This window comes from Allobosea sp. BE125 (genome assembly GCF_031456075.1).
GTDB lineage: Bacteria > Pseudomonadota > Alphaproteobacteria > Rhizobiales > Beijerinckiaceae > Allobosea.
In genome coordinates this window covers 71,838-97,820 of record NZ_JAVDTY010000014.1, presented here as the reverse complement: position 1 = coordinate 97,820, position 25,983 = coordinate 71,838, and the positions used below count along the sequence as shown (strand labels likewise).

The 25,983-nt window shown below is 63.2% G+C and carries 19 protein-coding genes; 9 read left to right on the top strand and 10 right to left on the bottom strand.

Translation table 11 applies throughout. The features are described from left to right. Positions 1-69: 69 nt before the first annotated feature. From J2Y55_RS25910 to J2Y55_RS25900, 3 genes are read left to right on the top strand one after another with little or no spacing between them, the layout of a single operon-like run. On the top strand, positions 70-1,029 hold the full coding sequence (locus J2Y55_RS25910; RefSeq protein WP_092171144.1) for an ABC transporter permease: 960 nt from the start codon (positions 70-72) through the stop codon (positions 1,027-1,029). Continuing rightward, entirely contained in the window at positions 995-1,936 is a 942-nt protein-coding gene (locus tag J2Y55_RS25905; protein ID WP_310159228.1) for an ABC transporter permease, read from the top strand. The genes J2Y55_RS25910 and J2Y55_RS25905 overlap by 35 nt, the downstream gene beginning before the upstream one ends. Before the next feature lie 24 nt (positions 1,937-1,960). Continuing rightward, positions 1,961-3,814, top strand: a complete 1,854-nt coding sequence (locus tag J2Y55_RS25900) for an ABC transporter ATP-binding protein (RefSeq protein WP_310159226.1) — start codon at positions 1,961-1,963, stop codon at positions 3,812-3,814. A gap of 177 nt (positions 3,815-3,991) precedes the next feature. Here J2Y55_RS25900 and J2Y55_RS25895 read toward each other — a convergent pair whose 3' ends face one another. Then, complete coding sequence (locus J2Y55_RS25895; RefSeq protein ID WP_310159225.1) at positions 3,992-5,296, bottom strand: UDP-glucose dehydrogenase family protein; 1,305 nt, start codon at positions 5,294-5,296, stop codon at positions 3,992-3,994. 215 nt (positions 5,297-5,511) lie between these two features. Continuing rightward, entirely contained in the window at positions 5,512-7,548 is a 2,037-nt protein-coding gene (locus J2Y55_RS25890; RefSeq protein WP_310159223.1) for an NAD(+) synthase, read from the bottom strand. A 376-nt stretch (positions 7,549-7,924) separates the two neighbouring features. Here J2Y55_RS25890 and J2Y55_RS25885 point away from each other — a divergent pair, with 376 nt between their 5' ends. The 6 genes from J2Y55_RS25885 to J2Y55_RS25860 all read left to right on the top strand — a co-directional run bounded on the left by J2Y55_RS25885 (position 7,925) and on the right by J2Y55_RS25860 (position 13,684). Continuing rightward, complete coding sequence (locus J2Y55_RS25885) at positions 7,925-8,830, top strand: glycosyltransferase family protein (protein ID WP_310159221.1); 906 nt, start codon at positions 7,925-7,927, stop codon at positions 8,828-8,830. Positions 8,831-9,050: 220 nt separating this feature from the next. Continuing rightward, a complete protein-coding gene (gene rfbB / locus J2Y55_RS25880) occupies positions 9,051-10,106 on the top strand; it encodes a dTDP-glucose 4,6-dehydratase (RefSeq protein ID WP_310159219.1) in 1,056 nt (351 codons plus the stop codon). 32 nt (positions 10,107-10,138) lie between these two features. Continuing rightward, on the top strand, positions 10,139-10,696 hold the full coding sequence (gene rfbC, locus J2Y55_RS25875) for a dTDP-4-dehydrorhamnose 3,5-epimerase (protein WP_310159217.1): 558 nt from the start codon (positions 10,139-10,141) through the stop codon (positions 10,694-10,696). Positions 10,697-10,702: 6 nt separating this feature from the next. Then, entirely contained in the window at positions 10,703-11,593 is an 891-nt protein-coding gene (gene rfbD, locus J2Y55_RS25870; protein ID WP_310159214.1) for a dTDP-4-dehydrorhamnose reductase, read from the top strand. A 6-nt stretch (positions 11,594-11,599) separates the two neighbouring features. Continuing rightward, positions 11,600-12,475, top strand: coding sequence for a glucose-1-phosphate thymidylyltransferase RfbA (gene rfbA / locus J2Y55_RS25865; protein ID WP_310159211.1), 876 nt, complete (start codon positions 11,600-11,602; stop codon positions 12,473-12,475). Positions 12,476-12,715: 240 nt separating this feature from the next. Beyond that, entirely contained in the window at positions 12,716-13,684 is a 969-nt protein-coding gene (locus J2Y55_RS25860; RefSeq protein ID WP_310159209.1) for a class I SAM-dependent methyltransferase, read from the top strand. Between the two features lie 283 nt (positions 13,685-13,967). Here the strand turns inward: J2Y55_RS25860 and J2Y55_RS25855 are convergent, their stop codons facing one another. The 8 genes from J2Y55_RS25855 to J2Y55_RS25820 all read right to left on the bottom strand — a co-directional run bounded on the left by J2Y55_RS25855 (position 13,968) and on the right by J2Y55_RS25820 (position 25,951). Then, on the bottom strand, positions 13,968-14,903 hold the full coding sequence (locus J2Y55_RS25855; RefSeq protein ID WP_310159207.1) for a GDP-mannose 4,6-dehydratase: 936 nt from the start codon (positions 14,901-14,903) through the stop codon (positions 13,968-13,970). A gap of 49 nt (positions 14,904-14,952) precedes the next feature. Further along, positions 14,953-15,924 carry a GDP-mannose 4,6-dehydratase gene (locus J2Y55_RS25850; protein WP_310159206.1) on the bottom strand — a complete coding sequence of 324 codons (972 nt, stop codon included), beginning with the start codon at positions 15,922-15,924 and terminating at the stop codon, positions 14,953-14,955. 326 nt (positions 15,925-16,250) lie between these two features. Further along, positions 16,251-19,526 carry a glycosyltransferase gene (locus J2Y55_RS25845; protein WP_310159204.1) on the bottom strand — a complete coding sequence of 1,092 codons (3,276 nt, stop codon included), beginning with the start codon at positions 19,524-19,526 and terminating at the stop codon, positions 16,251-16,253. Positions 19,527-19,706: 180 nt separating this feature from the next. Next, on the bottom strand, positions 19,707-21,278 hold the full coding sequence (locus J2Y55_RS25840; RefSeq protein WP_310159203.1) for a GMC oxidoreductase: 1,572 nt from the start codon (positions 21,276-21,278) through the stop codon (positions 19,707-19,709). After that, positions 21,268-22,578 carry an NAD-dependent epimerase/dehydratase family protein gene (locus J2Y55_RS25835; RefSeq protein WP_310159201.1) on the bottom strand — a complete coding sequence of 437 codons (1,311 nt, stop codon included), beginning with the start codon at positions 22,576-22,578 and terminating at the stop codon, positions 21,268-21,270. The genes J2Y55_RS25840 and J2Y55_RS25835 overlap by 11 nt, the downstream gene beginning before the upstream one ends. A 4-nt stretch (positions 22,579-22,582) precedes the next feature. Next, positions 22,583-22,975 (bottom strand): GtrA family protein, encoded by a 393-nt coding sequence (locus tag J2Y55_RS25830; protein WP_310159200.1) that lies wholly within the window; start codon positions 22,973-22,975, stop codon positions 22,583-22,585. Positions 22,976-22,983: 8 nt separating this feature from the next. Beyond that, entirely contained in the window at positions 22,984-23,769 is a 786-nt protein-coding gene (locus J2Y55_RS25825; protein ID WP_310159198.1) for a methyltransferase domain-containing protein, read from the bottom strand. A 73-nt stretch (positions 23,770-23,842) separates the two neighbouring features. Further along, positions 23,843-25,951, bottom strand: coding sequence for an ArnT family glycosyltransferase (locus J2Y55_RS25820; protein ID WP_310159196.1), 2,109 nt, complete (start codon positions 25,949-25,951; stop codon positions 23,843-23,845). Positions 25,952-25,983: the final 32 nt, after the last annotated feature.

The following is a 25,983-nucleotide window of genomic DNA, read 5'->3' as shown; positions in this document are numbered from 1 at the left end:
ACCAGCGTGCCGGCAGGCGGCGAGCCATTTTCGTCCGCGGGCCAACCGCGTGCTCACAGAGACCATTTCATGGCCAGTTATCTGCTCCGGCGCCTGTTGATCGCCATTCCCAGCCTGCTCGGGATCAGCCTTATCCTGTTCACGGTGCTCGCGATGGCGCCGGGCGACCCGTTCTCGGAAATGGCGACCAACCCGAACGTGCCGCCTGAGGTGCGTGAGGCGCTGCGCGCCAGCTTCGGCCTCAACGATCCCATCATGGTGCGCTATCTGCGCTGGCTGACATCGATGATGCAGGGCGACTGGGGCTTCTCCTTCGCCAGCCGCATCAATGTCGACAAGCTGATCCTGCAGCGCGTGCCGACCACCCTCTTCGTCGTCGGCTCCTCGCAGATCCTGGCGCTGTTGATCGCGCTGCCCGTCGGCATCTATGCCGCGACGCGGCCCTATTCGGTGTTCGACCAGATCGCCAATACGCTGGCCTTCGTCGGCTTCTCGCTGCCGACCTTCTTCACCGGCCTGCTCTTCATCCTGGTCTTCTCGGTGGCGCTGGACTGGTTCCCCTTCGTGTACCGCTCCGACATCGCCGCCACGGGTTGGCGCTGGTACTGGGAGATGTTCCGCCAGGCGATCATGCCGATCATGGTGCTCGGCCTGTTCCAGGCGGCCTCCTACACGCGCTATGTCCGCTCGGCGGTGCTCGACGTCATCCGGCTGGATTACGTCACCACCGCCCGTGCCAAGGGTCTGAGCGAGAGGAAAGTGACGCTTCGCCACATCACGCGCAATGCGCTGATCCCGGTCGTCACCCTCGTTGCCCTGCAGATGCCGGCCGTGTTCGGCGGCGCCATCGTCACCGAGCAGATCTTTCGCATTCCAGGCATCGGCTCGCTGCTGATCGACGCGATCCTCGCCAACGACACACCTGTGATCATGGCCGTGACCTTCGTCTTCGCCTGCCTCGTCGTCATTTTCAATCTCATCGCGGATCTCCTTTATGGCTGGCTCGACCCTCGCATCTCCTTCAGCTGAACCCGTGGTGGTGGCAGCGAAAACGAGCGCTGCGGTCTCGCCGGGGCGCGAGACCTGGCGGCGCTTCCGTCGCCACAGGCTCGCCATGGCGAGCTCGGTGGTGCTCGCCATATTGGTGCTCGGCGTCGTCATCGGCCCCTGGCTCTGGCCGATTGCGATCAACGAGATCGACTTCTCGGCCCAGCTCCAGACCCCGTCCTGGGCCCATCCCTTCGGAACCGACGATCTCGGCCAGGACATTCTGGCGCGGATGATCTATGGCGGCCGCATCTCGCTCGCCGTCGGTCTCGCGGCCATGTTCGTCGCCACCTTCGTCGGCGTCGTCGTCGGCGCGCTGGCGGGCATGTCGCGCCGCTATGTCGACTCCTTCCTGATGTGGGTGACCGACCTGTTCCTGTCGCTGCCGCAGCTGCCGCTGCTGCTGCTCGTGATCTATCTCTTCCGCGAGCAGCTCAAGGCGGCCTTCGGCGTCGAGGGCGGCGTCTTCGTGCTGATCGTCATCGTCATCGGCGGGCTGAAATGGATGCCGGTGGCGCGGCTGGTGCGCGCCCAGTTCATGTCGCTGCGCGAGAAGGAGTTCGTCGAGGCGGCGCGCGCCCAGGGCGCGACCCGGTTCCGGCAGATGGTCCACCACATCCTGCCGAACGCGCTCGGCCCCGTGATCGTGGCGGCGACCATCGAGGTGTCCTCGGCGATCATCGCGGAATCGACGCTCTCCTTCCTAGGGCTGGGCTTCCCGCCCGACATCCCGACCTGGGGGCGCCTGCTCTTCGACGCCAAGGACCATCTCGATTCCGCTCCGCACTGGGCTCTGTTCCCGGGTGCTGCGATCTTCCTCACCGTGCTCTCGATCAACTTCATCGGCGACGGCCTGCGCGACGCGCTCGATCCGCGCCGCGTCATCTGACACAAACCTTAGAAGGCAGCCCTCATGACAACCCCTCCCATCCTGTCCGTGAGCAACCTGACCACGTCCTTCCGCGTCGAGGGTCTGTGGAAGCCGGTCGTGCGGAGCGTCTCGTTCGATATCGCGCCGAAGGAGACGCTGGCCGTCGTCGGTGAATCGGGCTCGGGCAAGAGCGTGACGGCGCTCTCGATCATGCGATTGACGCCATCGGGCAACAGCCGCATCGAGGGCTCGATCAAGCTGAGCGGGCAGGAATTGCTGACCTTGCCGGACGCCGACATGCGCAAGATCCGCGGCAATGATGTCGCGATGATCTTCCAGGAGCCGATGACCTCGCTCAACCCGGTGCTGACCATCGGTTTCCAGATCGCCGAGGCGCTGATCCTGCATCGCGGCCTGTCGCGCTCGGCAGCCGAGGCCGAGACGATCCGCCTGCTCGAGAAGGTCCGCATCCCGGCGGCCAAGTCGCGCTTCCACGAATATCCGCATCGCTTCTCGGGCGGCATGCGCCAGCGCGTGATGATCGCCATGGCGCTGGCCTGCAAGCCCAAGCTCCTGATCGCCGACGAGCCGACGACCGCGCTCGACGTGACGATCCAGGCGCAGATCCTCGAGCTGATCAAGCTGCTGCAGGAGGAGGAAGGCATGTCCGTCCTCTTCATCACCCACGACATGGGCGTCGTCGCCGAAATCGCCGACCGCACGGTGGTGATGTATAATGGCGAAGCGGTCGAGACCGGCACGACGGAAGACATCTTCGCCCGCGCCCACCACCCCTATACCCGCTCCCTGCTTTCGGCCGTGCCGAAGCTCGGCTCGATGACCGGGCGTCGGCGGCCGATGCGCTTCCCCGTCGTCGATCGCCTGACCGGCGAATCCGATGTGCCGACCGAGACGCCCGATACGGTCGAGGCGAGCGAGCGGCCGGTGATCGAGGTCAGCAACCTGACCACGCGCTTCGAGATCCGCTCCGGCCTGCTCGGCAAGGTCCAGGGCCGCGTCCATGCGGTCGAGAACGTCTCCTTCAGCGTGCAGGCCGGCGAGACCCTGGCCCTGGTCGGTGAGTCCGGCTGCGGCAAGTCGACGACCGGACGCTCGGTGATGCGCCTGATCGAGCCGCTGGCGGGCTCCGTCCTGCTCGACGGCGTCGATGTCCTCAAGCTCAACCAGCATGACCTGCGCGAGCAGCGCAAGCGCATGCAGATGATCTTCCAGGACCCCTTCGCGAGCCTGAACCCGCGCATGAATGTCGGCGCGGCGATCGCGGAGCCCCTGCTGATCAACAAGCTCGCGACCCGCTCGGAAGCGCGCGACAAGGTCGCCGAATTGCTGCGCCGCGTCGGCCTTCAGCCCGATATGGCAAGCCGCTTCCCGCACGAATTCTCGGGCGGCCAGCGCCAGCGTATCTGCATCGCCCGCGCGCTCGCGGTCGAGCCGCGCCTGATCGTGGCGGATGAATCGGTCTCGGCGCTCGACGTTTCGGTGAAGGCGCAGGTGATCAACCTGATGCTCGAGCTCCAGGCCAGGATGAAGCTCGCCTATCTCTTCATCTCGCACGACATGGCGGTGGTGGAACGGGTGAGCCATCGCGTCGCGGTGATGTATCTCGGCGAGATCGTCGAGATCGGCCCGCGCGAGGCGATCTTCGGCAATCCGCAGCACCCCTATACCAAGCGCCTGCTCGCCGCCGTGCCGATCGCCGATCCGACGCGCCGTCACGAGAAGAACCCGGTCTCCAACGACGAGATCAAGAGCCCGGTGCGCGCGGCCGACTATATCCCGCCGATCCGGCAGTACCGCGAAGTCTCGCCCGGTCACGCCGTGATGATCTGGGGCGAGGAGTGGGAGAAGCCCACCGTGCAGGGCATCGCCGCCTGAACTTTCCGAGCCCCGTGAAGAACAGAAGCCCGCGGCAGCGATGCCGCGGGCTTTTTGTTGGCTTGGAGCGCCTCACCTGTCATTCCGGGGCTTCGCCCTCGGGTCCGACCTTTGGTCGGCCCAAGGATAAACTCCGCGAAGAGCCGGGAATGACGGCAAGCGTCCTGCGCGGAAGCGTCAGGCGCCGCGGCCGATGCCGTGATAGGTGAAGCCCAGCGCCTTCATCTCCTGGGGCCGGTAGATGTTGCGCAGATCGACCACGACCGGGCTCTTCAGGGACGTCTTGACGCGCTTCAGGTCGAGCGCGCGGAAGGCGTTCCACTCGGTGATGATCACCAAAGCATCAGCCCCCTCGACACAGTCATAGGGCCCCTCGGCGAAGCCGACATTCAGAACCTGGCGCGCCTGCTCCATGCTCTCAGGGTCGTAGGCGATGATCTCCGCGCCTGCCGCCTGCAAGGCCGGAATGATGTCGAGGGAGGGCGCATCGCGCATGTCGTCGGTGTTGGGCTTGAAGGCCAGCCCCAGCACGGCGATGCGCTTGCCGACGACCGAGCCGCCGCAAGCCGCGATGATCTTCTCGGCCATGCGCTTCTTGCGTCTGCCGTTGACCTCGACCACCGTCTCGATCAGGCGGGTCGGGCTCTTCGCGTCCTGGGCAGTCTTGACCAGCGCGAGCGTATCCTTGGGGAAGCAGGAGCCGCCATAGCCGGGGCCGGCATGGAGGAATTTTGCGCCGATGCGATTATCAAGGCCGATGCCGCGCGCCACGTCCTGGACATCGGCGTCGAGCTTCTCGCAGAGATCGGCCATCTCGTTGATGAAGGTGATCTTCATCGCGAGGAAGGCGTTGGCGGCGTATTTGATCAGCTCCGAGGTCCGGCGGCTGACGAAGAGCAGCGGACCCTGGTTGATGTAGAGCGGGCGGTAGATCTCGGTCATGACATGGCGGGCATGGTCGCTGTCGGTGCCGATGACGATCCGGTCAGGGCGCTTGAAATCCTCGATCGCCGCGCCTTCGCGCAGGAATTCGGGGTTGGAGACGACGCTGATATTGGCTCCGGGGCGGACCTCGCGCAGAATCCGCTCGACCTCGTCGCCGGTGCCGACCGGCACCGTCGATTTAGTGACGATGACGGCGTTCTCCGCGGCGAGCACCGCGATCTCACGGGTCGCCTCATAGACATAGGTCAGATCGGCATGGCCGTCGCCGCGACGCGTCGGGGTGCCGACAGCGATGAAGATCGCATCGGCATCGCGCGCCGCCTCAGTGAGATCGGTGGTGAAGGAGAGACGCCCGGCGCGCATATTCGCCTCGAGCATCGTATCGAGACCCGGCTCGAAGATCGGCACCTCGCCGTTCTTCAGCCGCGCGATCTTGGCGGGATCCTTGTCGACGCAAACCACGTCATGGCCGAAATCGGCGAAGCAGACACCCGAAACAAGGCCGACATAGCCCGACCCCACCATGACAAGGCGCATCCACCATCTCCCAAACGCCGCGCACCGGTCAGTCCCGGCGGCTGGTCAGAATTTCCAAGGGGTCTAGAGCCGGATCACTGCGAAAAACCGGTTCCCACTTTTTCGGATCCTGCTCTAGCATTGCGCTGCACAAGGGCAAAGCGCGCGCACCCGAAAGCCCTCCGCTCAGGAGAGCTACCCTGATCGGCACTCAGCGAGCGCGTCGTCAGCACGCATCACGGAATGCGATCGAGATCCATGAGCCAGGCGGCAGCCGATGCATCGCTGGGCGCCCGCCAATCCCCACGCGGCGACAGCGAGCCACCCGAGGACACCTTCGGACCATTGGGCACGGCCGAGCGCTTGAACTGGCTGGTCTCGAAGAAGCGCCGCACGAAGACCGTGAGCCAGCGCTTGATCGTCGGCAGGTCATACCCAACCCGCTTATCCGCCTCGATATTGGGCGGCCAGTCGCCGCGCGCGGCATCCGACCAGGCGTGCTGCGAGAGGAACGCGACCTTGCTCGGCCGGAAACCGAAGCGGGTGATGTAGAACAGGTTGAAGTCCTGCAGGGCATAGGGGCCGACGAAATCCTCGGTCCTCTGGCTCGGCCCGTCGCCTTCGCCCGGCACGAGCTCGGGCGAGATCTCGGTCGCAAGGATGTCCAGCATTGCGGCCGAGGCATCCGCGCCGAAGCGCTGGGATTGCGCCACCCAGCGGATCAGATGCTGGATCAGGGTCTTCGAGACCGAGCCGTTGACGTTGTAGTGGGACATGTGGTCGCCGACGCCATAGGTGCACCAACCAAGCGCCAGTTCCGAGAGATCGCCCGTGCCGAGCACGAGCCCGTTATTCTGGTTGGCGAGGCGGAACAGGACGGAGGTGCGCGCGCCGGCCTGAACGTTCTCGAAGGTGATGTCGTAGACGGGCTCGCCCTTGGCGAAGGGGTGGCCGATATCGACCAGCATCTGCCGGCAGGCCGGCGTCATGTCGATTTCCTGCGCCGAGACACCGAGCGCCGTCATCAATCGCCAGGCATTGGCCTTGGTGCCCTTGCTCGTGGCAAAGGCCGGCAATGTGTAGGCGCGGATGTTGCTGCGCGGAAGGCCGAGCGCATCGAAAGTCTGCGCGGCGACGATCAGCGCCTGCGTCGAATCCAAGCCACCCGAGACACCGATGACGATCTTCTCGACGCGTGCGCTCTCCAGCCGCTTGCGCAGGCCATGCGATTGGATGTTGTAAGCCTCGAAGCAGAGCTCGTTCAGCCGCGCATCATCATTCGGCACGAAGGGAAAGCGCTCGATAGTGCGCTCCAGGCCGAGGTCGGAGACGCGATCGGGAGCGAGCTCGAAGCTGACGGTGCGGAAATTCAACCGGTCGCGCAGCGCGTCGGCATTGTCACCAAAAGTGTTCTGGCGGATGCGGTCCATCACCAGCCGCTCGAGATCGATATCGGCGACGACAAGCTGCGGCTCGGCCGCGAAGCGCTCGGCCTCGGCCATCAGCACCCCGCTCTCATAGATCATCGCCTGGCCGTCCCAGGCGAGATCGGTGGTGGATTCGCCAGGCCCCGCCGCGGAATAGGCATAGGCCGCGATGCACCGGCCGGAATGAGCCTTGCACAAGGCATGACGCCAATCGGACTTGCCGATGGTGACATTGCTGGCGGAGAGATTGAGCAGCACGGTCGCGCCGGCCAGGGCCGCAAACGAGCTCGGCGGCACCGGCGTCCAGACGTCCTCGCAGATCTCCATATGAATTGCGAAATCGGCAATGTCGGCGGCCTTCAACAGGATGTCCGTGCCGAAGGGCACATCCTGGCCATTGAGCACGACGCTTTCCACCGCCGCCCGCTCGCCCGAGGCGAATTGCCGGCGCTCATAGAATTCGCGGTAGTTCGGCAGATAGGTCTTCGGCACGGCTGCGAGAATACGGCCGCGATGGATCGCAATCGCGCAATTGAACAGCCGCCCGTCGATGCGCAGCGGCGCGCCGACGACGGCGACAGGCTGCAGCGAACGGCTCTCCTCGACCAGCACCCCAAGCGCCGCCAGCACGGCATCGAGCAGAGCGTTCTGCTGCAGAAGATCGTCGATCGCATAGGCGCTGATGCCGAGCTCGGGAAACAGAGCAAGCGCAGCGCCCTGCGCATCGGCACGACGCAGCAGACGGACCGTCTCGGCGACATTGAAGGCGGGATCGGCGACCTTCAGGCGCGGCGCAGCGCAGGCAATGCGCACGAAGCCATGGGTGTGAATGTTGAAGAAACTCATCGCCGATCCAATCCGCCAAGGCAGAGAGCCCAAGGCCGAATATCTTATCGCGCAGGCAGGAGCGGCCGGGCAAGGGCAGCCGCCGCCCATTATCGGGCGTCGCGCAGGCGGCGCGGTAAGCGGCTGCACCGGAGTATCTGTCGATCGCGGACGCGGCTGGCAATTCAAGTGGCTCAAAGAGCAGCGTTAGTGGTTAGCGCTGATTGCGCGCTCCATATCAACCTCGCTCTCACCCGAGACCGCGAAGGGTTGATGAGAGGCGCTGTCCCCTGCAGGCGCGCAAGCCCTCGCCGTCTTCAATGCGTGGCGCGGCAAGGTTGATGTCGCGTGGCGGATGGGGATATGGCGTGATGCTCTCGACAAGGATAACGGCAGAATGACACCGCAAGAGGTGCAAAAGCGCGGCGGGCGGGCCTGCGCGGCGGTGGTGTTGTACCACCCGGACACGGTCTTGCTCGCGCATCAGGCCGAGGGGCTGCGCGGGTGCGCCCTTTTCGCCTTTGCCAATGGGCCCGTCGATTCCGATGCCATTGCGGCCCTGGCGCCGACCGATCTGCGGCTGATATCCAGCCCGGAGAATGTCGGCCTGGGGCGAGGCCTGAATGCCGTGATGGAAGCGGCTGCGGAGCAGGGCTTCACCCATGTGATGTTGCTCGACCAGGATAGCGAACCGCCGGTCGGCATTCTAGAAACGCTGACCGAACGCTCCCTCGCGCTGGAGCGTCAGGGCAACATGATTGCCGTTCTGGCCCCTCACCTCGTCCCACCGCAGGAGGGTTTCTACAAGCAAATCCGCTATGAATGGCGCGGCAAGGCCGACGCGACTGGGCTTGCCGCAGTCGACTTCGCGCCAACCTCCGGCTCGCTGGTCAGTGTCGCCGCCTATCAGGCGATCGGCCCCTTCAGGGATGACTTCTTCATCGCCGGCATCGACGTCGAATGGGGCTTCCGGGCCTGGGATCGCGGCTGGGGATCCTATGTCGCAACCGATCTCGCGGTCCCGCATCGGTGGGGGGAAAGCGTCGGCCAGGATGAGCTGGGCAAGCCCCAGATCCTACGGCATACGCCGATCCGCAACTACTACTACGCCCGCAATGTGATCGCGACGGCGCGCCTTCGCCATGTGCCGCTGGGTTGGCGGTTCAAATCATGCGCAGGGCTCGTCGCCCAGATCAGCCTGCTCGCGCTCAAAGGTCCACCACGGTCGCTATGCCCTGTCCGCGCCGGGATCATCGATGGTTTCAGGGGCCGGCTTGGCCCAGCCCCCGCGGGCGTGGCTTGAACGCGCACTGACGCGCCGCTCTGGGCCGCAATCGCTCGCGCCCTCGGTCAAAGTGCGATCGCACTCGATCGATGGCCGACAAAATGACCGCACGGATTGAAGCGCAGAACTTCCGATACCGGCCGCGGCGACGGCAAATGCTTGACAGATCATAGGGGGGCTGTTTCTTCCCTGCGCCTGATGGCGTGTATTCAACACTCTGCCCCCGGAGCGAAACGGTTTGTCACTGAAATTCCTTGTCACCGGCGGCGCCGGCTTCATCGGCTCGGCAGTCGTCCGCAAGCTGATCGGCGAGACCGGGCATGATGTCTGCGTCGTCGACAAGCTGACCTATGCCGGCAACCTGGCTTCGCTTACTCCCGTCGCCGGCAGCAATCGCTATCGCTTCGAACAGGCCGATATCGGCGATGGCGAGCGCATGCGATCGATCTTCGCCGATTTCGACCCAGACATCGTCATGCATCTGGCTGCCGAGAGCCATGTCGACCGTTCGATCGACGGCCCCTCGGCCTTCATCGACACCAATATCGTCGGCACCTTCGCCTTGTTGCAGGAGGCGCTGCGGCACTGGCGCGGTCTCGACGAAGCACGTAAAGCCGCCTTCCGTTTCCACCATATCTCGACCGACGAGGTCTTCGGCTCGCTCGGCACTGAGGGCTTCTTCCGCGAGGATACGGCCTATCAGCCCAACTCGCCCTATTCCGCCTCGAAGGCGGCGTCCGATCATCTCGTGCGGGCCTGGCACCACACCTATGGCCTGCCGACGCTGATGACCAATTGCTCGAACAATTACGGGCCGTATCACTTCCCGGAGAAGCTGATCCCGCTGATGATCATCAACGCGCTCGAGGGCAAGCCGCTGCCGGTCTACGGCAACGGCCTGAATGTGCGCGACTGGCTTTATGTCGACGACCATGCCGACGCGCTGCTGACGGTGGCGCAAAAGGGCGTCGTCGGCGAGACCTATAATATCGGCGGCCATAACGAGATGGCCAATATCGACGTGGTCAAGGGCATCTGCGCCCTGCTCGACGAACTCAGGCCCGATCCCGCCGGTTCGCGCGAGCGCCTGATCACCTACGTCACCGATCGGCCTGGCCATGATGCGCGCTATGCGATCGATGCCGGGAAGATCGGCCGCGAACTCGGTTGGAAGCCGAAGCAGACCTTCGAGACCGGCTTGCGCCAGACCGTCGAATGGTATCTGGCCAATTCTGGATGGTGGGGAGACATACGCAGTGGCGTTTATCGCGGCGAGCGCCTCGGCGAGGCCTGATTTCAGCCACGAACAGGATCGAGACCCGGCCCATGTTGAGCGTCGAAGCCACCGCTATCCCGGATGTGAAGCTGATCTCGCCGAAGAAATTCGGCGATCATCGCGGCTTCTTCTCCGAGACCTATAACCGCGCGAGCTTCAAGGAAGCCGGCATCGACCTCGAATTCGTGCAGGACAACCATTCCCTGTCCGCGACCGTCGGCACGCTGCGTGGGCTGCACTTCCAATCGGCGCCCTTCGCACAGGACAAGCTGGTGCGTGTCGCCAAGGGCCGCATCCTCGACATCGCCGTCGATATCCGCGCCTCCTCGCCGACATTTGGCCGCCATGTCGCAGTCGAGCTCTCGGCCGAGAACTGGAAGCAGCTCCTGGTCCCGGTCGGCTTCGCGCATGGCTTCATCACGCTCGAGCCGGATACCGAAGTGCTCTACAAGGTGACCGCGCTCTATGGCCCGCAGAACGACCATGGCATCGCCTTCGACGATCCGGCTCTGGGCATCGACTGGCGCATCCCCCATGATCGGCTCGTCCTGTCCGACAAGGACCGCAAGCATCCGCGCCTTGCCGACCTGCCGCGCTATTTCGGCTGAGGCGCCATGAGGATCGCTGTCACCGGACAGGCCGGCCAAATCGTGCTCGCCATGCTGGAGCGGGCGCCGGCAGGTGATGTCGTCATCCCGCTCGGCCGCCCCGGCTTCGACCTGGAGCGGATCGAGACGATCGCGCCAACTATTGCGGCCAGCCGCCCCGACATCGTCGTCAACGCCGCTGCCTTCACCGCCGTCGACCTCGCCGAGAGCCAGGCCGAGACCGCGATGCTGATCAATGGACAGGCTGCCGGCGAGGTGGCCAGGGCCTCTGCGGCACTCGGTGTGCCGGTGATCCAGATCTCGACCGATTATGTCTTCGATGGTGCGCTGGACCGGCCCTATCGCGAGGATGACGCGGTCGGGCCGATCTCGGCTTACGGCCGCAGCAAGCTCGCCGGCGAGGTGGCCGTCGCGACCGCGACCTCGAACCACGCCATCCTGCGCACGGCCTGGGTCTACAGCCCCTTCGGCAAGAATTTCGTCCGCACCATGCTGCGCCTGGCCGAGACCCGCGACGAAGTCGGCGTCGTCGCCGATCAGTGGGGTTGTCCGACCAATGCGCTCGACATTGCCGACGCCGTCTTCACTGTTGCGAGGAACCTGCTGGCCCAGCCGCAGGATGGGCGCCTGCGCGGCGTCTTCCATATGAGCGCCCAGGGCGAAGCCGTCTGGGCCGATGTCGCCGAGGCGATCTTCGCGCAGCGCGCCGCCATGGGGGCCGCCCCGGTTGCGGTCAAGCGCATCGCGACCAGCGACTATCCGACACCAGCAACGCGCCCGGCAAATTCGCGGCTCGATTGCACCAAGCTTGCTACCATCCATGGCGTGACGCTGCCTGAGTGGCGCGGATCGCTTTCGAGCTGCCTGACGCGGCTCATGACAGAACAGACGGGATAAACGACGATGAAGGGCATCATCCTGGCCGGCGGTTCCGGAACGCGGCTCCACCCGATGACGCTGGCGATGTCGAAGCAGCTCCTGCCTGTCTACGACAAGCCGATGATCTATTATCCGCTCACCACGCTGATGCTGGCGGGCATCCGCGACGTGCTGATCATCTCGACCCCGACCGACCTGCCTAACTTCAAGCGCCTGCTCGGCGACGGTTCGGACTGGGGCATGACGCTGAGCTATGCCGAGCAGCCCAACCCCGGCGGGCTGGCACAGGCCTATATCATCGGCGCCGACTTCGTCGCCGGCGAACCCTCGGTGCTGATCCTGGGCGACAACCTGTTCTACGGGCACACGCTCCCGGAAATGATGGCCTCGGCCGCCGCGCGCGCCAAGGGCGCCAGCGTCTTCGCCTATCATGTGCGCGACCCGGAGCGTTACGGCGTGGTCGATTTCGACGCCGACGGCAAGGCGAACTCGATCGAAGAGAAGCCGAAGGTGCCGAAGTCGAACTGGGCTGTCACGGGGCTGTATTTCTACGATGCCCAGGTCGTCGAGATCGCAGGGAATCTCAAGCCCTCGCCGCGTGGTGAACTCGAGATCACCGACGTCAACCGGGTCTATCTCGAGCGCGGCGAACTCTCGGTCGAAACCATGGGACGCGGCTTCGCTTGGCTCGACACCGGCACGCCCGACAGCCTGCTCGAAGCCGGTGAGTTCGTGCGCACGCTTGAATCGCGGCAGGGGTTACGTATCGCCTGCCCTGAGGAAATCGCCTACCGGAACGGGTGGATTTCGCGCGAACAGATCGCCGCGCTCGGAGAAAAGCTCGCAAAGGGGGATTATGGCAAGTATCTCCTGCAGGTCGCACGCGACGCCCGCAAATGACAGAAGCACTACGTCGGAATTTCGAAACTGTCACTCAACGGCATGGCAACGCCTCCTCTGCATATGGACGGCTTTGCATTGCGTTTGAGCGCCAATTCTGCGCCTTTCTCAAGATATCCGTTCATGCAGATTTTCTGCCGCGGCGCAGATTGCCTCGATTGCACGGTTTTGAGACAGCCCGCCTCAGACTCCGATAAGCTCCACACGCCACCGTGGCGTTAACAATCGATAGGATTTCGGATGCAAGGCGAGTTCGAAAAAGTGATTGGCAGTCTCATCCGCGAGCACGTTTTTGCCAAGCCTCTCAGGCTGAGCGATGTGCCGTCCTGGCAGGGACATATCCCATTCGCATACTTTCTCGTGAGTTTGCTGAAGCCCCATACGCTTGTCGAATTGGGAACGCATAAAGGCGATTCCTACAGCGCATTTTGCCAGACGGTGCAGACGCTCGGCATGCAGACACGCTGTTTTGCGGTCGATACTTGGCAGGGCGACGACCACGCGGGGCAATACAGCGACGAGATTTACAATTCTTTGTCTCAGTTTAATTCTGAAAACTTTTCCGATTTCTCGACGTTGCTGCGCGCAAGATTCGAAGACGCGGTAGAGAAATTTGACGACAATTCGATCGATCTACTTCACATCGACGGACTCCATACTTATGAAGCCGTAAAATCTGATTTTGAAACCTGGAAACCAAAATTGAGCAGTCGCTCAGTCGTTCTATTTCACGATACGCAGATTCGAGAAAAGGATTTTGGGGTCTGGAAGCTATGGGACGAGCTGTCGCCAAAGTATCCCACGCAAGAATTTACGCATAGCAATGGACTTGGCATACTTGGATATGGAGCTTCTCTCGACGAAGACGTAAAGAATTTTCTGACGAAGGACGCCCACAGCTGGACTTTCATTCAAAGCTTTTTCGAGCGGCTCGGCACGGCGTGTAGCGCGACAGGCATGACACTTCGACTAGAGGGCGACCTGGGGCGCGCTCAGAATGAACACGAGCATCTCTTGGGTGTTATTCGCGATCAAAACGCAGATAACCGCAGAGAGCAAGATCACCTAAAATCCGTGATACTTGAAATTAAGTCACTTCTCGAAGACGAACAACAAAATGTCGAGCGCCTCCTGCAGTCAACCAGCTGGAAAATTACGCGGCCGCTCCGGGCGTTGGCGCAGGCCCTCCGCGGCACTCGCTCAAGTTAACCGATCGAGGCTGGCTCCTTCGCATGTCATTGTTCGGCAGATCGCCATCCGAGCCGAACGATAGTTGCGCTCCAGCCTCGCCACGACTGGTCCATTCGCCACCTGAATTGATGCCAAGGACAGCCGAAGAAACCTGCCCGCGTGATCGACATGGTTATCGCGCGCCGAAATGGCCGATGCCAGGCCGGTTGCCCACATCCCCATCGCCCGCGCAATCGCTCGCTTCACGACAGGGTGTTCGAGTGGACGAATTCAGCTTGGGCAGGCCAGCACCCAATCAATGTCAAGGCCGGCTCCGGAAGAACTCCAGCACATCGGCGACGGTTTGCTCGAGCGTTATCGTGGGATACCAGCCCAAGGATTCGCGAACCACTCGCGAATCGCCAGACGCGCGCGGAATATCATTGGGCCGGAACTTGGCGGCGTCCTGCTTGACGTCGATCGGCACCTTCGCCTGATCGAGGAGTAGGCTCAGTATCTGCCCGATGCGCACGGGATGACCTGTCGCAACGTTGAACACAGCGCCCATCGGAATCTGCGTCTCCGGGAGCGCAGCCTGAAAATAGGCGTGAACGACGTCACGAACGTCGAGGAAATCGCGTTCGGCATCGAGGTTGCCGACATTGAGGACCGGGGGCTGCTGCCCTTTCTCGATCCGGGCGACCTGTTGCGCGAACGCCGGCAGGACATATTCCGAGGTCTGGCCCGGTCCGCTGTGATTAAACGGGCGAAACCGGATCGCATTGAGCCCATCCACGGACATCTGTCCGATCATCAGGTCGGCGGCGGCTTTGGTTGCGGCATAGGTGTTGCGCGGCAAAAGGGCAGCCGTCTCGGCGACAGGGGAAGGCGACGTCAGGAAGCTGCCGCCATAGGCCTCGGAGCTGCCGACGAACAAGAGGCGGGTCTTTGGCGACTGCTCGCGAATGGCCTGCGCAATATGGAGAGTGCCCATCACGTTGACGTGCCAAGCCTCGCTGGGGTCAGCGCGTGCAGCCGATGGCGCTGCAACCGCGGCCAGGTGCAGCACGACATCTGGACGCATGGCCGCAATGGCCCGCGAGACCTGCCCGAAATCTCGGATGTCGCCGGCGGCAGAACCGAAAATCGAAACGGCTTCGATACCCGGCATATCCAGTTCGGCGACATGCCTCAGAAAAACGGAGCCCACGAAGCCGGCGGCGCCCGTGACCGCAATCCGCCAAGGTCTGGAGTTCATCGCTGGCTCCGTGTGTCCTGCGAGCTTGTCTTCAGCGAGGCGCCAGAGCTCAGGAGAGACGCTTGAGATCGGCCTCGACCATCTCCACGATCATGTCCTCCAGCGAAGTCGTAGCCTGCCAGCCCAGCTTGGCCTTCGCCTTCGCCGGATTGCCGAGCAGAACGTCAACCTCGGCAGGACGGAACAATTGCGGATCGATGATGAGATGCTCGTCTATGTTCAGCCTGGCATGGTCGAACGCGATCTGGCACATCTGACGCACCGTCGTCGTCCTGCCGGTCGCCACGACATAGTCGTCAGCGACGTCCTGCTGAAGCATGAGCCACATCGCTTCGACATAGTCGCGCGAGTGTCCCCAGTCGCGCTTGGCGTCGATATTGCCCAACCGGAGTTCCTTGGCGAGGCCGAGCTTGATGCGCGCCACGCCATCCGTGACTTTCCGGGTCACGAACTCGATGCCGCGCAAGGGCGACTCGTGATTGAATAGAATGCCGCTGGACGCGTGAATGCCATAGCTTTCGCGGTAATTGATAGTGATCCAGTGGCCGTAAAGCTTGGCGACGGCATAGGGGGAGCGAGGGTAAAATGGCGTCGATTCAGATTGCATGCTTTCCTGGATCAGGCCGTACATTTCGGAGGATGACGCCTGGTAGAAACGGGCATGCGGGCATTCGAGGCGGATCGCCTCCAAGACATTCGTCACCGCAAGCGCGGTCACTTGGCCGGTCAAAATCGGCTGTTGCCACGACGACTTCACGAAGGACTGTGCTGCGAGATTGTAAATCTCGTCAGGCTTGACGTCCCGCAGCGTCCTTATCAGCCCCGACAGGTCAAGCAGGTTGCCATCGATCAGATTGACCTTGTCAGCAATCCCCAGCCACTTCAAGCGAACGTCATTGACGTCGGCCGTACTCGAGCGCCGGACAAGGCCGGAAACCTCATATCCTTTTGAAAGCAAAAGCTGAGACAGATAGGCGCCGTCCTGGCCAGTAATTCCGGTTATCAGTGCGCGCTTTTTCATGCCGTTTCTACCGTCTATTCACGCCCTCTTGATCGAAAATGGCGCTGTGGCTTGTTCCGCGACATCCGTACGGGGTCACAGGCCGCTGCGCAAGCCTCGCGCTGCCGGCATCGGGCTCGGCACGGACGGCGTGATGGCTAGCTTGATATGCAGATTGCTCTTTGCGCTGCAGGATCGTCGCTCGGTCATGGCGCGCATGTTCGAACCTGCCTGCATAGCCGAGGGCATCGAGCGCAAGCCGGCCAAGCCGGCTCACCCAAAGGCCGGCAGTCACGATTGAGCGAAGCCGCTGGCCGATGACTCAAACCAACGGCTCCGCCGATCGACTATGGCATTGGTGGAGCAGCCTTCGCGCTGGGGAGTCGAATTTCGGGAATGTCTCGGGAGAAAACATCACGCACCGCGTCGATCGAAAAATGGCGGCGGATGAGATCCTGGCCATTGCGGGACGTGCTCACGCGCAAGCTTCGCGATTCCAACAAGGCGATCACGGCCTCGGCAAATGCTTCGGCAGTATCCGTCACCGGGCAGACGTCGCGAATGTCAGGTATGCCCTGCGCTGCGACCGAGGTGATGACGATGGGAGTTCCGACGCTTAGCGCCTCGAGCACCTTGCCCTTGACGCCGGCTCCAAAGCGCAGGGGAGCAATCGCCGCGTCAACCTCGTCATAGAGCTGGGCAAGGGTCTCGTCGCTCACGAAGCCCACGACCTTGATATCGTCTGAGCCGAGCTTGACGATCTCCGGCAATGGATTCGACCCTGCAATCGTAAGCTTGGTCTTTGGAAGCCGTTCCTTGACCATGGGCCAGACCTGGTCGACGAACCAAAGTATGCCGTCGACATTGGGGCGATGGGAAAAGCCGCCGACGAACAGCAAATGCCCTTCTCCGTTGCTGTCACGGATATCGCGTAGCCGAATGTCGCTCTCCTCAAAGAGATAAAGAGGCAGTGACCGCACGGGAACTTTGACACCTTGTGATACGACGAAGTCGACTTCTTCCTGTGACGGGTAGTAGATCGCATCGGCAGCGCCCCAAACGGCGCGTTCCATGGCCTCAACCCTGGCGATTTCCTGGTCGAGTTCTGCGGATGCACGCAAGTCCCGCTCCGCTCGCAGCCGCATGATATGAACATCCACGCCGTTGAAGAGGAGCTTGGCCGTTGTGAGCCGCCTGAGATCGGCGAGAAGGGGTTCGGCCACGTGTGGCCGGCTGACGAAGCAATATTGAAAATCGCCGCCACGCTGGGCGATCCAGTCCCGGAACTCGATGCGCCCTGGATGGGCATAGACCATTTCGATTCCCAGCCGCTGGTAGAGCGGGGTGTAGACGGGATCAAAGGCGCGGTTTTCAGACCAGAATGTGAGATGGAAACCGCTTTCGAGCAGCAAGCGGATATAGCAATCCATGGAGCGCGAGCCTGCGTCCCGGTCGAGTTGCGGGGCGTAGTGATCGATCACTAGAACGCGGGTCTTGGACCTGCTCCGTGAGGCCGCCTGGGCAAGGTTGCTGCCGCTTGGGAAATGGCCGGCGAGCGTCGAGGACCATTTTTCCTTGAGTTTCGCGAGGTTGGTTACCTGGTAGGCCTTGATGCCAGAGCGGTCGTCCCGCCCATGGCTGACGCCTTCGTGGTGGATCACCTCTGCGAACGGGATGTAGACCGTGCGGTAACCGCGCGCCCGAAGCGTGAAAGCGAGGTCGGCATCCTCGCAATAGGCTGGGGCAAACCTGTCGTCGAAGCCGCCGACCTCGTTCCAGAGGCGGCTTGGCACCGCAATGGCCGCACCGGATCCGAAGTCGGTATCGCGCACGAAATTGAACGGGTAGGCACGAGGATCGGCGCTCCGGCCGTAATTCCAGGCCGAGCCATCCTGCCAGAAAATGCCGCCGGCCTCCTGCAATGTGCCGTCCGCATTGAGCAGTTTAGAGCAGGTCAAGCCGATGCCTTCATCCGCTTGCAGGGGGGCGACCAGTTCGTCCAGCCAACCGGGAAGGACGATCGTATCGTTGTTCAGGAAAACAAGGACGGTGCCACGCGCCTCCGCCCCTGCGGAATTGCAGTTTCGGACGAAACCGAGATTCGTCGGTTGCCGCACGAGACGGACCTTGCCGCCGATGGCAGATATGGCGGCCGCGGTAGCATCGTTCGAAACATCGTCAGCGACGAGTATCTCGAAATTGTACCTGGTCGGTTGCGCCAGCAGGCTCAAAAGACAGGCCAGGGTGTGGGCCAAAGCGTTGTGGACGGGAACAATAATCGACACTTCGGGACGTGGTGCCTGGGCCGGCTCTTCGGCGTAGACGCGCAGGCGATCAAGCAATGCGACAAGCTCGGCACCCGACAACTCCGCTTCGCCGATAGGACCCGCAGGCCGCTCGGCAACGAAACGGTAGGCGCTCTTGACCGCACCGAGATCCCGCCCACTCCAGCGGCTGGACAGGTAATTTGCCAGAAACCGCGGCAGCCCGTCGTGCGACAAACCTCCCAGGGCGCTGGCTGGGACCGCCATGTCGGCGGATGGCGGCGAATTGCGGTAAGCGATCGACGCTCGCAAGCGCCGGAAGAGTTGGCCGGTTACGGTCCAGTAGGTGAGCTTTGTAGCCTGGCGTAGGCGGCGGGCGAGGCCTGGATAGCGAGTCATGACATACCGCAGGGGAGCCGAGACACGCCAACTGAGCGATGCTTTGACCAGCGCCAGTTGTTGCTGCGCGCCGTCGAATGCAGCGATCGACGCCGCGAGCTGCATTTCGAGTTCTCTGGTCGTCCGATGAAGCTCGGCTTCGCGCGCCATGGTCGCTGCGTGCGACTGCTTGACGCTCTGCAATTGGGCTTGCGCCGCTTGACGGCCCTGCGAGTCCGTATCGAAGTCGCTTGGATAGACGTACAGGCTGCAAGGCAGCGATGGCAGTGCAGCGTGAGAGGCGAGGGCGATAAGATATGGCGCCCGCGTCATCGTTTCGCCCGCTTCAACCTGCCCACTGCCTGGAGCTTCGAAGTGTCGTATGGGTAGGCTCTCCTGATCCCCCTCAATGGAGGATCCTATCAGCGAACGTTGGCGCGCGATCCGTACATTCCCGAAATAGGCGAGCAGCGCGTTCTCGAACCCGGGCCGGTCAACCTCCTTGACGTGTGATGGGTTCCGCGCCGCCCCGGGGCCGGAATCGATGTCGCGATCCGGCGTGCCGATGACGAGGAGCCCATTCGGGCGCAGGACCCGGCGCAACTCCGCCAGAAAGAGTTCGTTTTCGCCGAAATGCTCGAATGTCTCGAAAGACACCGCAACATCGACGCAGGCGTCCGGCAATGGAATTGCCCGTGCATCGCCCTGAATATAACGCAGGTTGGGGCGAACGAACGCCGCGCGTGCGGCGTCTACCATGGTCGGGTCGGTCTCGACTCCCACCACAGATCGCGCCACCTGCGCCAGCAGCGCAGAGCCATAGCCTTCCCGGGCGGCGACAACGAGCACATCAAGATCATTGCAGAAGTCGCGCGCCAGGAAATAGCGATGATGCTCCATCACCCCCTCACCCGAACTCGCCGATTGCAGCTTCTCGCCGCTGACATTCATCGGCGTCGCGACAGCTCCGCTCTTTGACATCTTATCCATCATAGAAACTTTCGCTGGCGAACGTAGTCGGCAACCATTTGGCCTCCAGAGGCATCTACTATCGCAACCTTCGTGTCGGGCAAGCCGATGAGGCTGCTGTGGTATTGTCGCTGGGTGCGAAGACCAAGCCGTTATTGGCGCCAGGGTCTTGGAACCGATCGCTTGAGCTGTTCACAGTTGCGCCAGATGGCGACCGAGGCGGTCCGCCATCGCCATCATCGTCAGCGTATGCGGCTTTGCAGACAATTCCGGAAACGTCGCTGCATCGGCGACGAACAATCCCGGCTGTCCGGCCAGTTCGCCAACAGCATTCGTTTCGCCAATCCGAGGGTCCTTGCGCATGGGCAGCGTGCCGGCATAGTGGATATCCGAGCCAAGCTCGCCCATGGCGAAACTCCCGGGCATCACGAGAAACCCCAACCGTCTCGCCGCCTTTCGCCAATCCCGGGCGATACCGGCAATGGCTGCGGGGAGATCGTCGCCGGCCTTCCCGGTCACACGCAACCTGCCGTCGCGGCCGAGGATGGCGCTGTGTCGCGTCAGGCTGGCCGGCAGAAAGACATTCCCGACGAGAGTGGCGGTATTGAGCAGCCGCCAGATCAGACGTGCAGCAGAGCGCGACGTCGGGATATGCTTGATGAATTCGAAGGCCGGCAGGTGTCGTGGCGAGAACAAGGCACCATGCGCAAGGTGACCGGCCGCGGACTGGTGGGCGAAGGACAGCTGCGCGAATGCCGGACCAGCCACGGGCGCCCGACCGGGCAAGCCCATTCGCAGGAGCAGGAATGCCGCTGTGGGGTTGGACATGACGCGCTGCGGCGTCTCGAAATGACGGAGCGTCCGCCAGGCGATCGCCGTGGTGGCGAGTGTTCCCGCAGCCAGCACGACGCGCCGCGCGTCGATCGTCGCGGACGCACCCGTATCCCGTTCGACGCCGTGAACACGCCAGCCCGTTTCGATCTTCTCGATGTGATCGGCAACGAAGCCCTTGCGGAAACCGGCCCCCGCTCGCGCGAGGCCGGGTAAGTCCTGAGACGCGGAATAGAGCGCGCCCCGCGCGCAGCCCCAAAGGCAGAGCCCCGACAGATCGCAGGCGCGCCGATCCGCCCGATCCGATGCCAGCAATGCCAGGCGTGCGCGCCCCAGACGCAGTCCATGCAGAGACTTGCCGGCGCGCAACGCATCGTAACGCCGCATCAGGTCCTGCGCGTTGTTGTCCAGTGCCGGCGCCGGATCCGCCCAGTCATCCAGTCCAAAATACCCGCTCAGATCATCGTCAGCTCGCCCCGAGAGGCCGACGCGCCGGCTGACAGCTGCAAACGATTCGTCGAGATCGGCATGCGCGAAGGGGAACTCCGACATTTCATCACGATCATAGCGCGCCACGCCGCAACCCCAGGCATTCGACAGGCCTCCGCTCGCCAGCGAACCGACCGCGGCGAAATTAACCGTCTCGATCCGGTTTGCCTCCGCAAAGCCATCGAACACCGCCCGCAGGGTTGGCACACGCAGCTTCGGCGAGGTTGCGGCCCGATCGATCCAGACCGCGAGATCGGGGCCGAACATCCAGTCGCGCTGATGGCCGTCATGCCGGCGGAGGTCGAAATACTCGCCATGGGGCGGCACCCCGGCCGCCCCGACTGACGCATCGACCATCAGCACGTCCCGCCCAGCCTGCACCAGGGGCCATGCCGCCGAGACGCCCGCCGGGCCAGTGCCGATGATCACGACATCATGCGGCATGGTCTGAGCCTTCGATCGGCCGGGGCCTGACACGATCGAGCCACGGCCCGGCCACGGTATCGGCGAGCCGGCCCACAGCCTCGAGCGGCAGCGCCAGTCCAAGCTGCAAGATCTGGGCAAGCCGTGTCGGCGTATGGGACGACATCAGAAAGCCGTCGACATGCTGCGCCGAACTCTCGCCAAGAAGCAGCGCGAGATCGATGCGGCGCGACAGGGCATCCTGTTCGCCGTTGCGGCGACGGGCGGCAGGCTGGTCAAACAGCGTCAACCCCCTTGGCAGCAGGCGCGTCAGGCCGGACAACTCCAGCGGCCCGGCTTCGCCGACGGACGAGACCGCACGCGCGTAGCTGCGCAGCAGCCACCGGCCAGGCTTCCTGCCCGTCGCATAACGGAGCAGGACGGCCCCTTCCCGGATCAGGTCCCTGTGGCGGCAGAGCGCACCGCGACAGGCGCCGTCGGGAAAGCGCCGATGATGCGGGATCAGCTCAGCCATGTCCGCTGCACTGTCGAGCGCAGGCAGGTCGTTCAGCGAGGCAAGACGCCTTGCGAAGGCCGGCCGGACACCCAGTTTCTCGACACCGCGAAGAGTCCAGAGAATCGGCGCCAACGGCACGGGAAGACGGAACGGCCGGCGCCCGAACCGGCGGATCGCCACCAATTGGATGAAACGCGAGAACGCGACGGAGCGCGAATCCGCTATGGCGTAGACGCGCGGGCTCGGTCGAGCCTCACAGGCGAGTACGACCAAGGCGTCCGCCAGATCATCGACATGAATCGGCTGGACCCGCGGCTCGGGCACGAAGCGGGGAATCGCGGGCGCGCGCTGCGCCACAGACGCCAGGGTGCCCCACAGCCCCTTTTCAGGGCCTCCATAGACCTGCCCGGGCCTGACGACGGCCCCGAGACGGTCCAGCACGATCCGTTCGGCGCTTGCCTTGAGGCGGCCATAGCCGGTTGGAGCATCGGACCTCGCGGTCTGGCTCGAGACGAAGATCAGACGAGCCGATGCAGCCTCGGCCGCGTCTGCGAGGCGATGAAGCGCCGCGATTTCAGCCCCGATGTCAGGCTCCGCGCCGCGCGAGGTCTCGGCTGCAGCGTGAATGACGGCATCAACACCGGCGAGCAAGCCGGGTTCGAGCTCATGCCGGAGATCGTAGGCCATGAAGCGCGTACCGGCGATGCCGGGATCGCGTCGCGAAAGTGCCCGGACCGCGATGCCGCGTTTCGTCAATGCGCGACAGACCGCCTCCCCGACATAGCCGCTCGCGCCCGTGACGGCGACCGTCTTCACCGGTTCCACGTGGTCAGTTCCCCTGCCCGGATTTGGCGCCGCGGAAGACCACCGACTTTGACAGGCTGAAACTGACCGCGATCAGGATGACGTCTGCAATGATCTTGGCCATCACGGGCGAAGGGACGACGCGCATGAACAGCGCCAGCATCGCCGACGACGCCACGCTGTTGGCAATCAGGAGCAGAACATACCGCAGCGCCTGATCCGATAGGCGCCCGCCGGCAGCAGCATCGAAGGTGACGTGGCGATGCGTGAAGAAGGCGAAGCATCCGGCAACGGCCTTGGCACTGATGTTCGCCCAGAGCGGCGCCACGGCAAAGCGCTCGACGAGTAAAGCGAACGTCCCGATATCGAGCCCGTAAGCGAGGAGCTGGACGATGACGTAAAGTGCGGCAGCCCTCATCCGACCGCCTAGCGCTTGCGCAGGACGATGACGTGATGCAGCGCCAGGATGCGGTTCAGCGGACCAAGCAGCGCTTCGACACCCTTGAGCGGCCCCGTCAGGACATCGGGAACAAGTTGCCGGAAATTGAGTCCGCCAGACAGCAAATAGCGGACATGGTTGGCGACAGGCGCTTGATACACGATCTCGAGTTGCGGGAATAAGCGCTCGAAGCGCTCCCTGTCCCGCTCGAAGACGATGTAGCTCAGCGCCTGGTTCGCGCCGCTCATCGCGCCGCTGCCGCTGGTTATCCAGCCTTGCGCCGACTTGTCGTAGTCCTCGCTGGCAAAGAGGCGCTTGAAGAGCAGGTTGGCGACCGGGCTCCAATAGGGCTCGACGAGAACCGTTCCGCCGCCCGGCGGACAGACGCGCGACAATTCTGAGAAGAACGCCTCGGGATCGGGCAGGTGATGGAAGCAATGCTGTCCGAACACGCTCCTGACGCTGCCATCGGCGAAATCCATCGCCTGGGCATCCACGACGCGATCAAGATGGGGAGCCGGGACGACATCCGTGGCCAGCACGCCGGGATCGCTTTCGCGGATCGGCCACACGCCTGCTCCGATTTCGAGGCGCACGCCCTGAGCCGTCAGATGCTGCGCCTCCAGCCCCAGCATGAGCCGATGTATCTCCGTGAAAACCGCGCGGATCATCGGTTTGCGGTCGATGATCGCACGATGTGCCCGCATGCGCTCGACACCGTCGACATCGATGCCGGCCAAGGCGGGTTCTCGCAGGAGATCGGCGAGTCCCATTATTCGGTCAATCCCATCATGGAGAGGCTCCGGTTGAAGTGAGGCGCGTTGATGAACCTCCGCCCAAGGACCGTCAAGGGAGACGGACCTCGTAAAGCGTGACCGAGCCCATCGTGGCGACTTTGCGTCCCAAGCGGCCGATTTCGGCATCCAGCAGACCATGGAATGCGTAACTCGGCTCCGGCGGCGACCGATGAACGATATAGGTCGGCTTGACGCGGTGTAGATAGGCCTCGACATCGGCGCCGGATTTGGCCGCAGCGCCGGAGTCGGAGAAATCCTTGCTGTACCATGAGGTATAGAGCGCCGTGCCTTCGAGCGGAGCGGCCGAACTCACGCCGCTGAGCAACACCCGCGAGCTTCGGCCCTGAAGCTGGTTGACCAGCCGCAAGAGCGATTTTTCCGGCACGAACGCCTGCTCGTATCGTTTGGCCTTCTCGGGATCGAAGAGGACCCTGAAATCATAGCTCGCCATGATCCAGCCGCCGGCATTCAGTTTGTAGACGTTGAGGCAAAGGACCACGACGACGGCCAGGTTGAAGACGAGAGCCATGCGCGGGCGGGCCAAATAGAGCGAGGCCACGAGCCCGATCAGCAGGAACGCAACCGGCAGGACTGGATAGAAATAGCGCAGATACTGCGTGCTGAAGCCGATCGCACAGATGAAAGCCAGGAAGACGAGCGCCAGCCAGCGCATCTGCCTGTAGATCACGGCCGCGACCAGCCCCGCGCCGAGGAACGCCATCAGACTGAACCCGAGCGCCCCGTTATAGGCTTCGAGAAAATGATCAGAGTGGAATGTCGCCTGATAGAGAAGATCGAGCTTGAACCGGTTGATCCAGCGCCCGTCGACAAATTGGATCGGCTGAAAGAAGGGAGATTTGAACACATTGTTGAAGAAGGGGAAGACGGGATTACCCGTGATCCAATAAGCATGGATGTAGATCGACAGGGCCGTCACTGCGGCTACGACGAGGCAACCGGCGAGGCCCAGCAATTCGATCGCGCGGCGACGCCTTGCGAGATAGAAGCTCGTTGCCAACAGGCCGAGCAGTGTCGCGGCGATAGCGCCGTGAACCTTGCTGAGCGCGGCTGCCGCGAGAATGATCATGATCCCGGCGATCGCCCGCAGGGTCAGGCCGCGGCCTCGGTCAAGGATGATGACCGCAGCAGCCGTCACCCACATCGTCAGCGGATTTTCGATGAAGCTCGACGCGCTTTCGACGAGGGTCAGCGGCATCGATGCGAACAGCAGCGCCGCAATCAGACCTGCAGACGCGCCATAGCGCCGCGCGACCGCGCCGCGGATCAGCGCGACGATGACCAGAAACGTCACGTAGTTCAGAAGCTTGACCGCCGGCTCCCCGGCGAACAGATAAACGTGGGCGTAAAGGAAATCGGCGGCGAGCGGAATAACCGCGAACACGAACAGGCCAGGATCATAGGACCATTCGCCGTGGGCCGCGACATAGGAGGCTACATAGAGATGCACCGCCAAGGCATCGTGATACCGTTCGGGCAATGCCGCATGAAGCATGAAGAACAACGCGAGGGCGACCGCCGCGACGCGCCATAGCAGCATCCAGCCTTGCGGCGCCCAACCCTGGCGCGTCCGGTCCTGCGGGACCACCGCTGGACGCACCATGTCCGCCCAGTCCGCCCCGAGCTGCCTACGGATATCGGCGTGCAGGATGGGTGCAGCGAAAAGAGCCAGCATGGCCAGATGCGTCAGCGGGAAGTTGACGCGAAAAGGGCTCAGGAACGTGACGGCAATGGTGACGAGGGCAAGGCCAATGCTCAGCCGCTGCGCCATCGGCCAGGCCGGAGCGACCGGGGACGCCGCGCCGGTGACAACCGTGCCGGCAATCGCCGAGGCCGCCAGGAGCATCGCGACGATCGCAGTCGCAGCCGGACCAAACAGCGCCCCCGCCAGAAAAACGCCAGCGAGCGCGGTAACCATCCCACTTGAGATCAAAAACCGACGCTGCAGGAGCTGCGTGGCGGCGACCACAACGAGCGCGACAGCCCCTACCGCGTAGAGGGCCTTCAGCGTCGTTGCCGACCAGCCTACCGGCGAAAGCACATCTGTCGTGGCAAGCCCCATGGCCACGAGCGCAAGCGAAGCCAACACCACCACGTCCAGGATGAGAGGCCGGGATATGGATCGCCAGAAGGCCGACATAGTTATTCCTCGAGCTTTACAACCGCGGCCGT

Coding starts and splice junctions, on each gene's coding strand:
- J2Y55_RS25910 (WP_092171144.1), top strand. CDS start 70: ATGGCCAGTTATCTGCTCCGGCGCCTGTTGATCGCCATTCCCAGCCTG.
- J2Y55_RS25905 (WP_310159228.1), top strand. CDS start 995: ATGGCTGGCTCGACCCTCGCATCTCCTTCAGCTGAACCCGTGGTGGTG.
- J2Y55_RS25900 (WP_310159226.1), top strand. CDS start 1,961: ATGACAACCCCTCCCATCCTGTCCGTGAGCAACCTGACCACGTCCTTC.
- J2Y55_RS25895 (WP_310159225.1), bottom strand. CDS start 5,296: ATGCGCCTTGTCATGGTGGGGTCGGGCTATGTCGGCCTTGTTTCGGGT.
- J2Y55_RS25890 (WP_310159223.1), bottom strand. CDS start 7,548: ATGAGTTTCTTCAACATTCACACCCATGGCTTCGTGCGCATTGCCTGC.
- J2Y55_RS25885 (WP_310159221.1), top strand. CDS start 7,925: ATGACACCGCAAGAGGTGCAAAAGCGCGGCGGGCGGGCCTGCGCGGCG.
- rfbC (WP_310159217.1), top strand. CDS start 10,139: ATGTTGAGCGTCGAAGCCACCGCTATCCCGGATGTGAAGCTGATCTCG.
- rfbD (WP_310159214.1), top strand. CDS start 10,703: ATGAGGATCGCTGTCACCGGACAGGCCGGCCAAATCGTGCTCGCCATG.
- rfbA (WP_310159211.1), top strand. CDS start 11,600: ATGAAGGGCATCATCCTGGCCGGCGGTTCCGGAACGCGGCTCCACCCG.
- J2Y55_RS25860 (WP_310159209.1), top strand. CDS start 12,716: ATGCAAGGCGAGTTCGAAAAAGTGATTGGCAGTCTCATCCGCGAGCAC.
- J2Y55_RS25855 (WP_310159207.1), bottom strand. CDS start 14,903: ATGAACTCCAGACCTTGGCGGATTGCGGTCACGGGCGCCGCCGGCTTC.
- J2Y55_RS25850 (WP_310159206.1), bottom strand. CDS start 15,924: ATGAAAAAGCGCGCACTGATAACCGGAATTACTGGCCAGGACGGCGCC.
- J2Y55_RS25845 (WP_310159204.1), bottom strand. CDS start 19,526: ATGTCAAAGAGCGGAGCTGTCGCGACGCCGATGAATGTCAGCGGCGAG.
- J2Y55_RS25840 (WP_310159203.1), bottom strand. CDS start 21,278: ATGCCGCATGATGTCGTGATCATCGGCACTGGCCCGGCGGGCGTCTCG.
- J2Y55_RS25830 (WP_310159200.1), bottom strand. CDS start 22,975: ATGAGGGCTGCCGCACTTTACGTCATCGTCCAGCTCCTCGCTTACGGG.
- J2Y55_RS25825 (WP_310159198.1), bottom strand. CDS start 23,769: ATGGGACTCGCCGATCTCCTGCGAGAACCCGCCTTGGCCGGCATCGAT.
- J2Y55_RS25820 (WP_310159196.1), bottom strand. CDS start 25,951: ATGTCGGCCTTCTGGCGATCCATATCCCGGCCTCTCATCCTGGACGTG.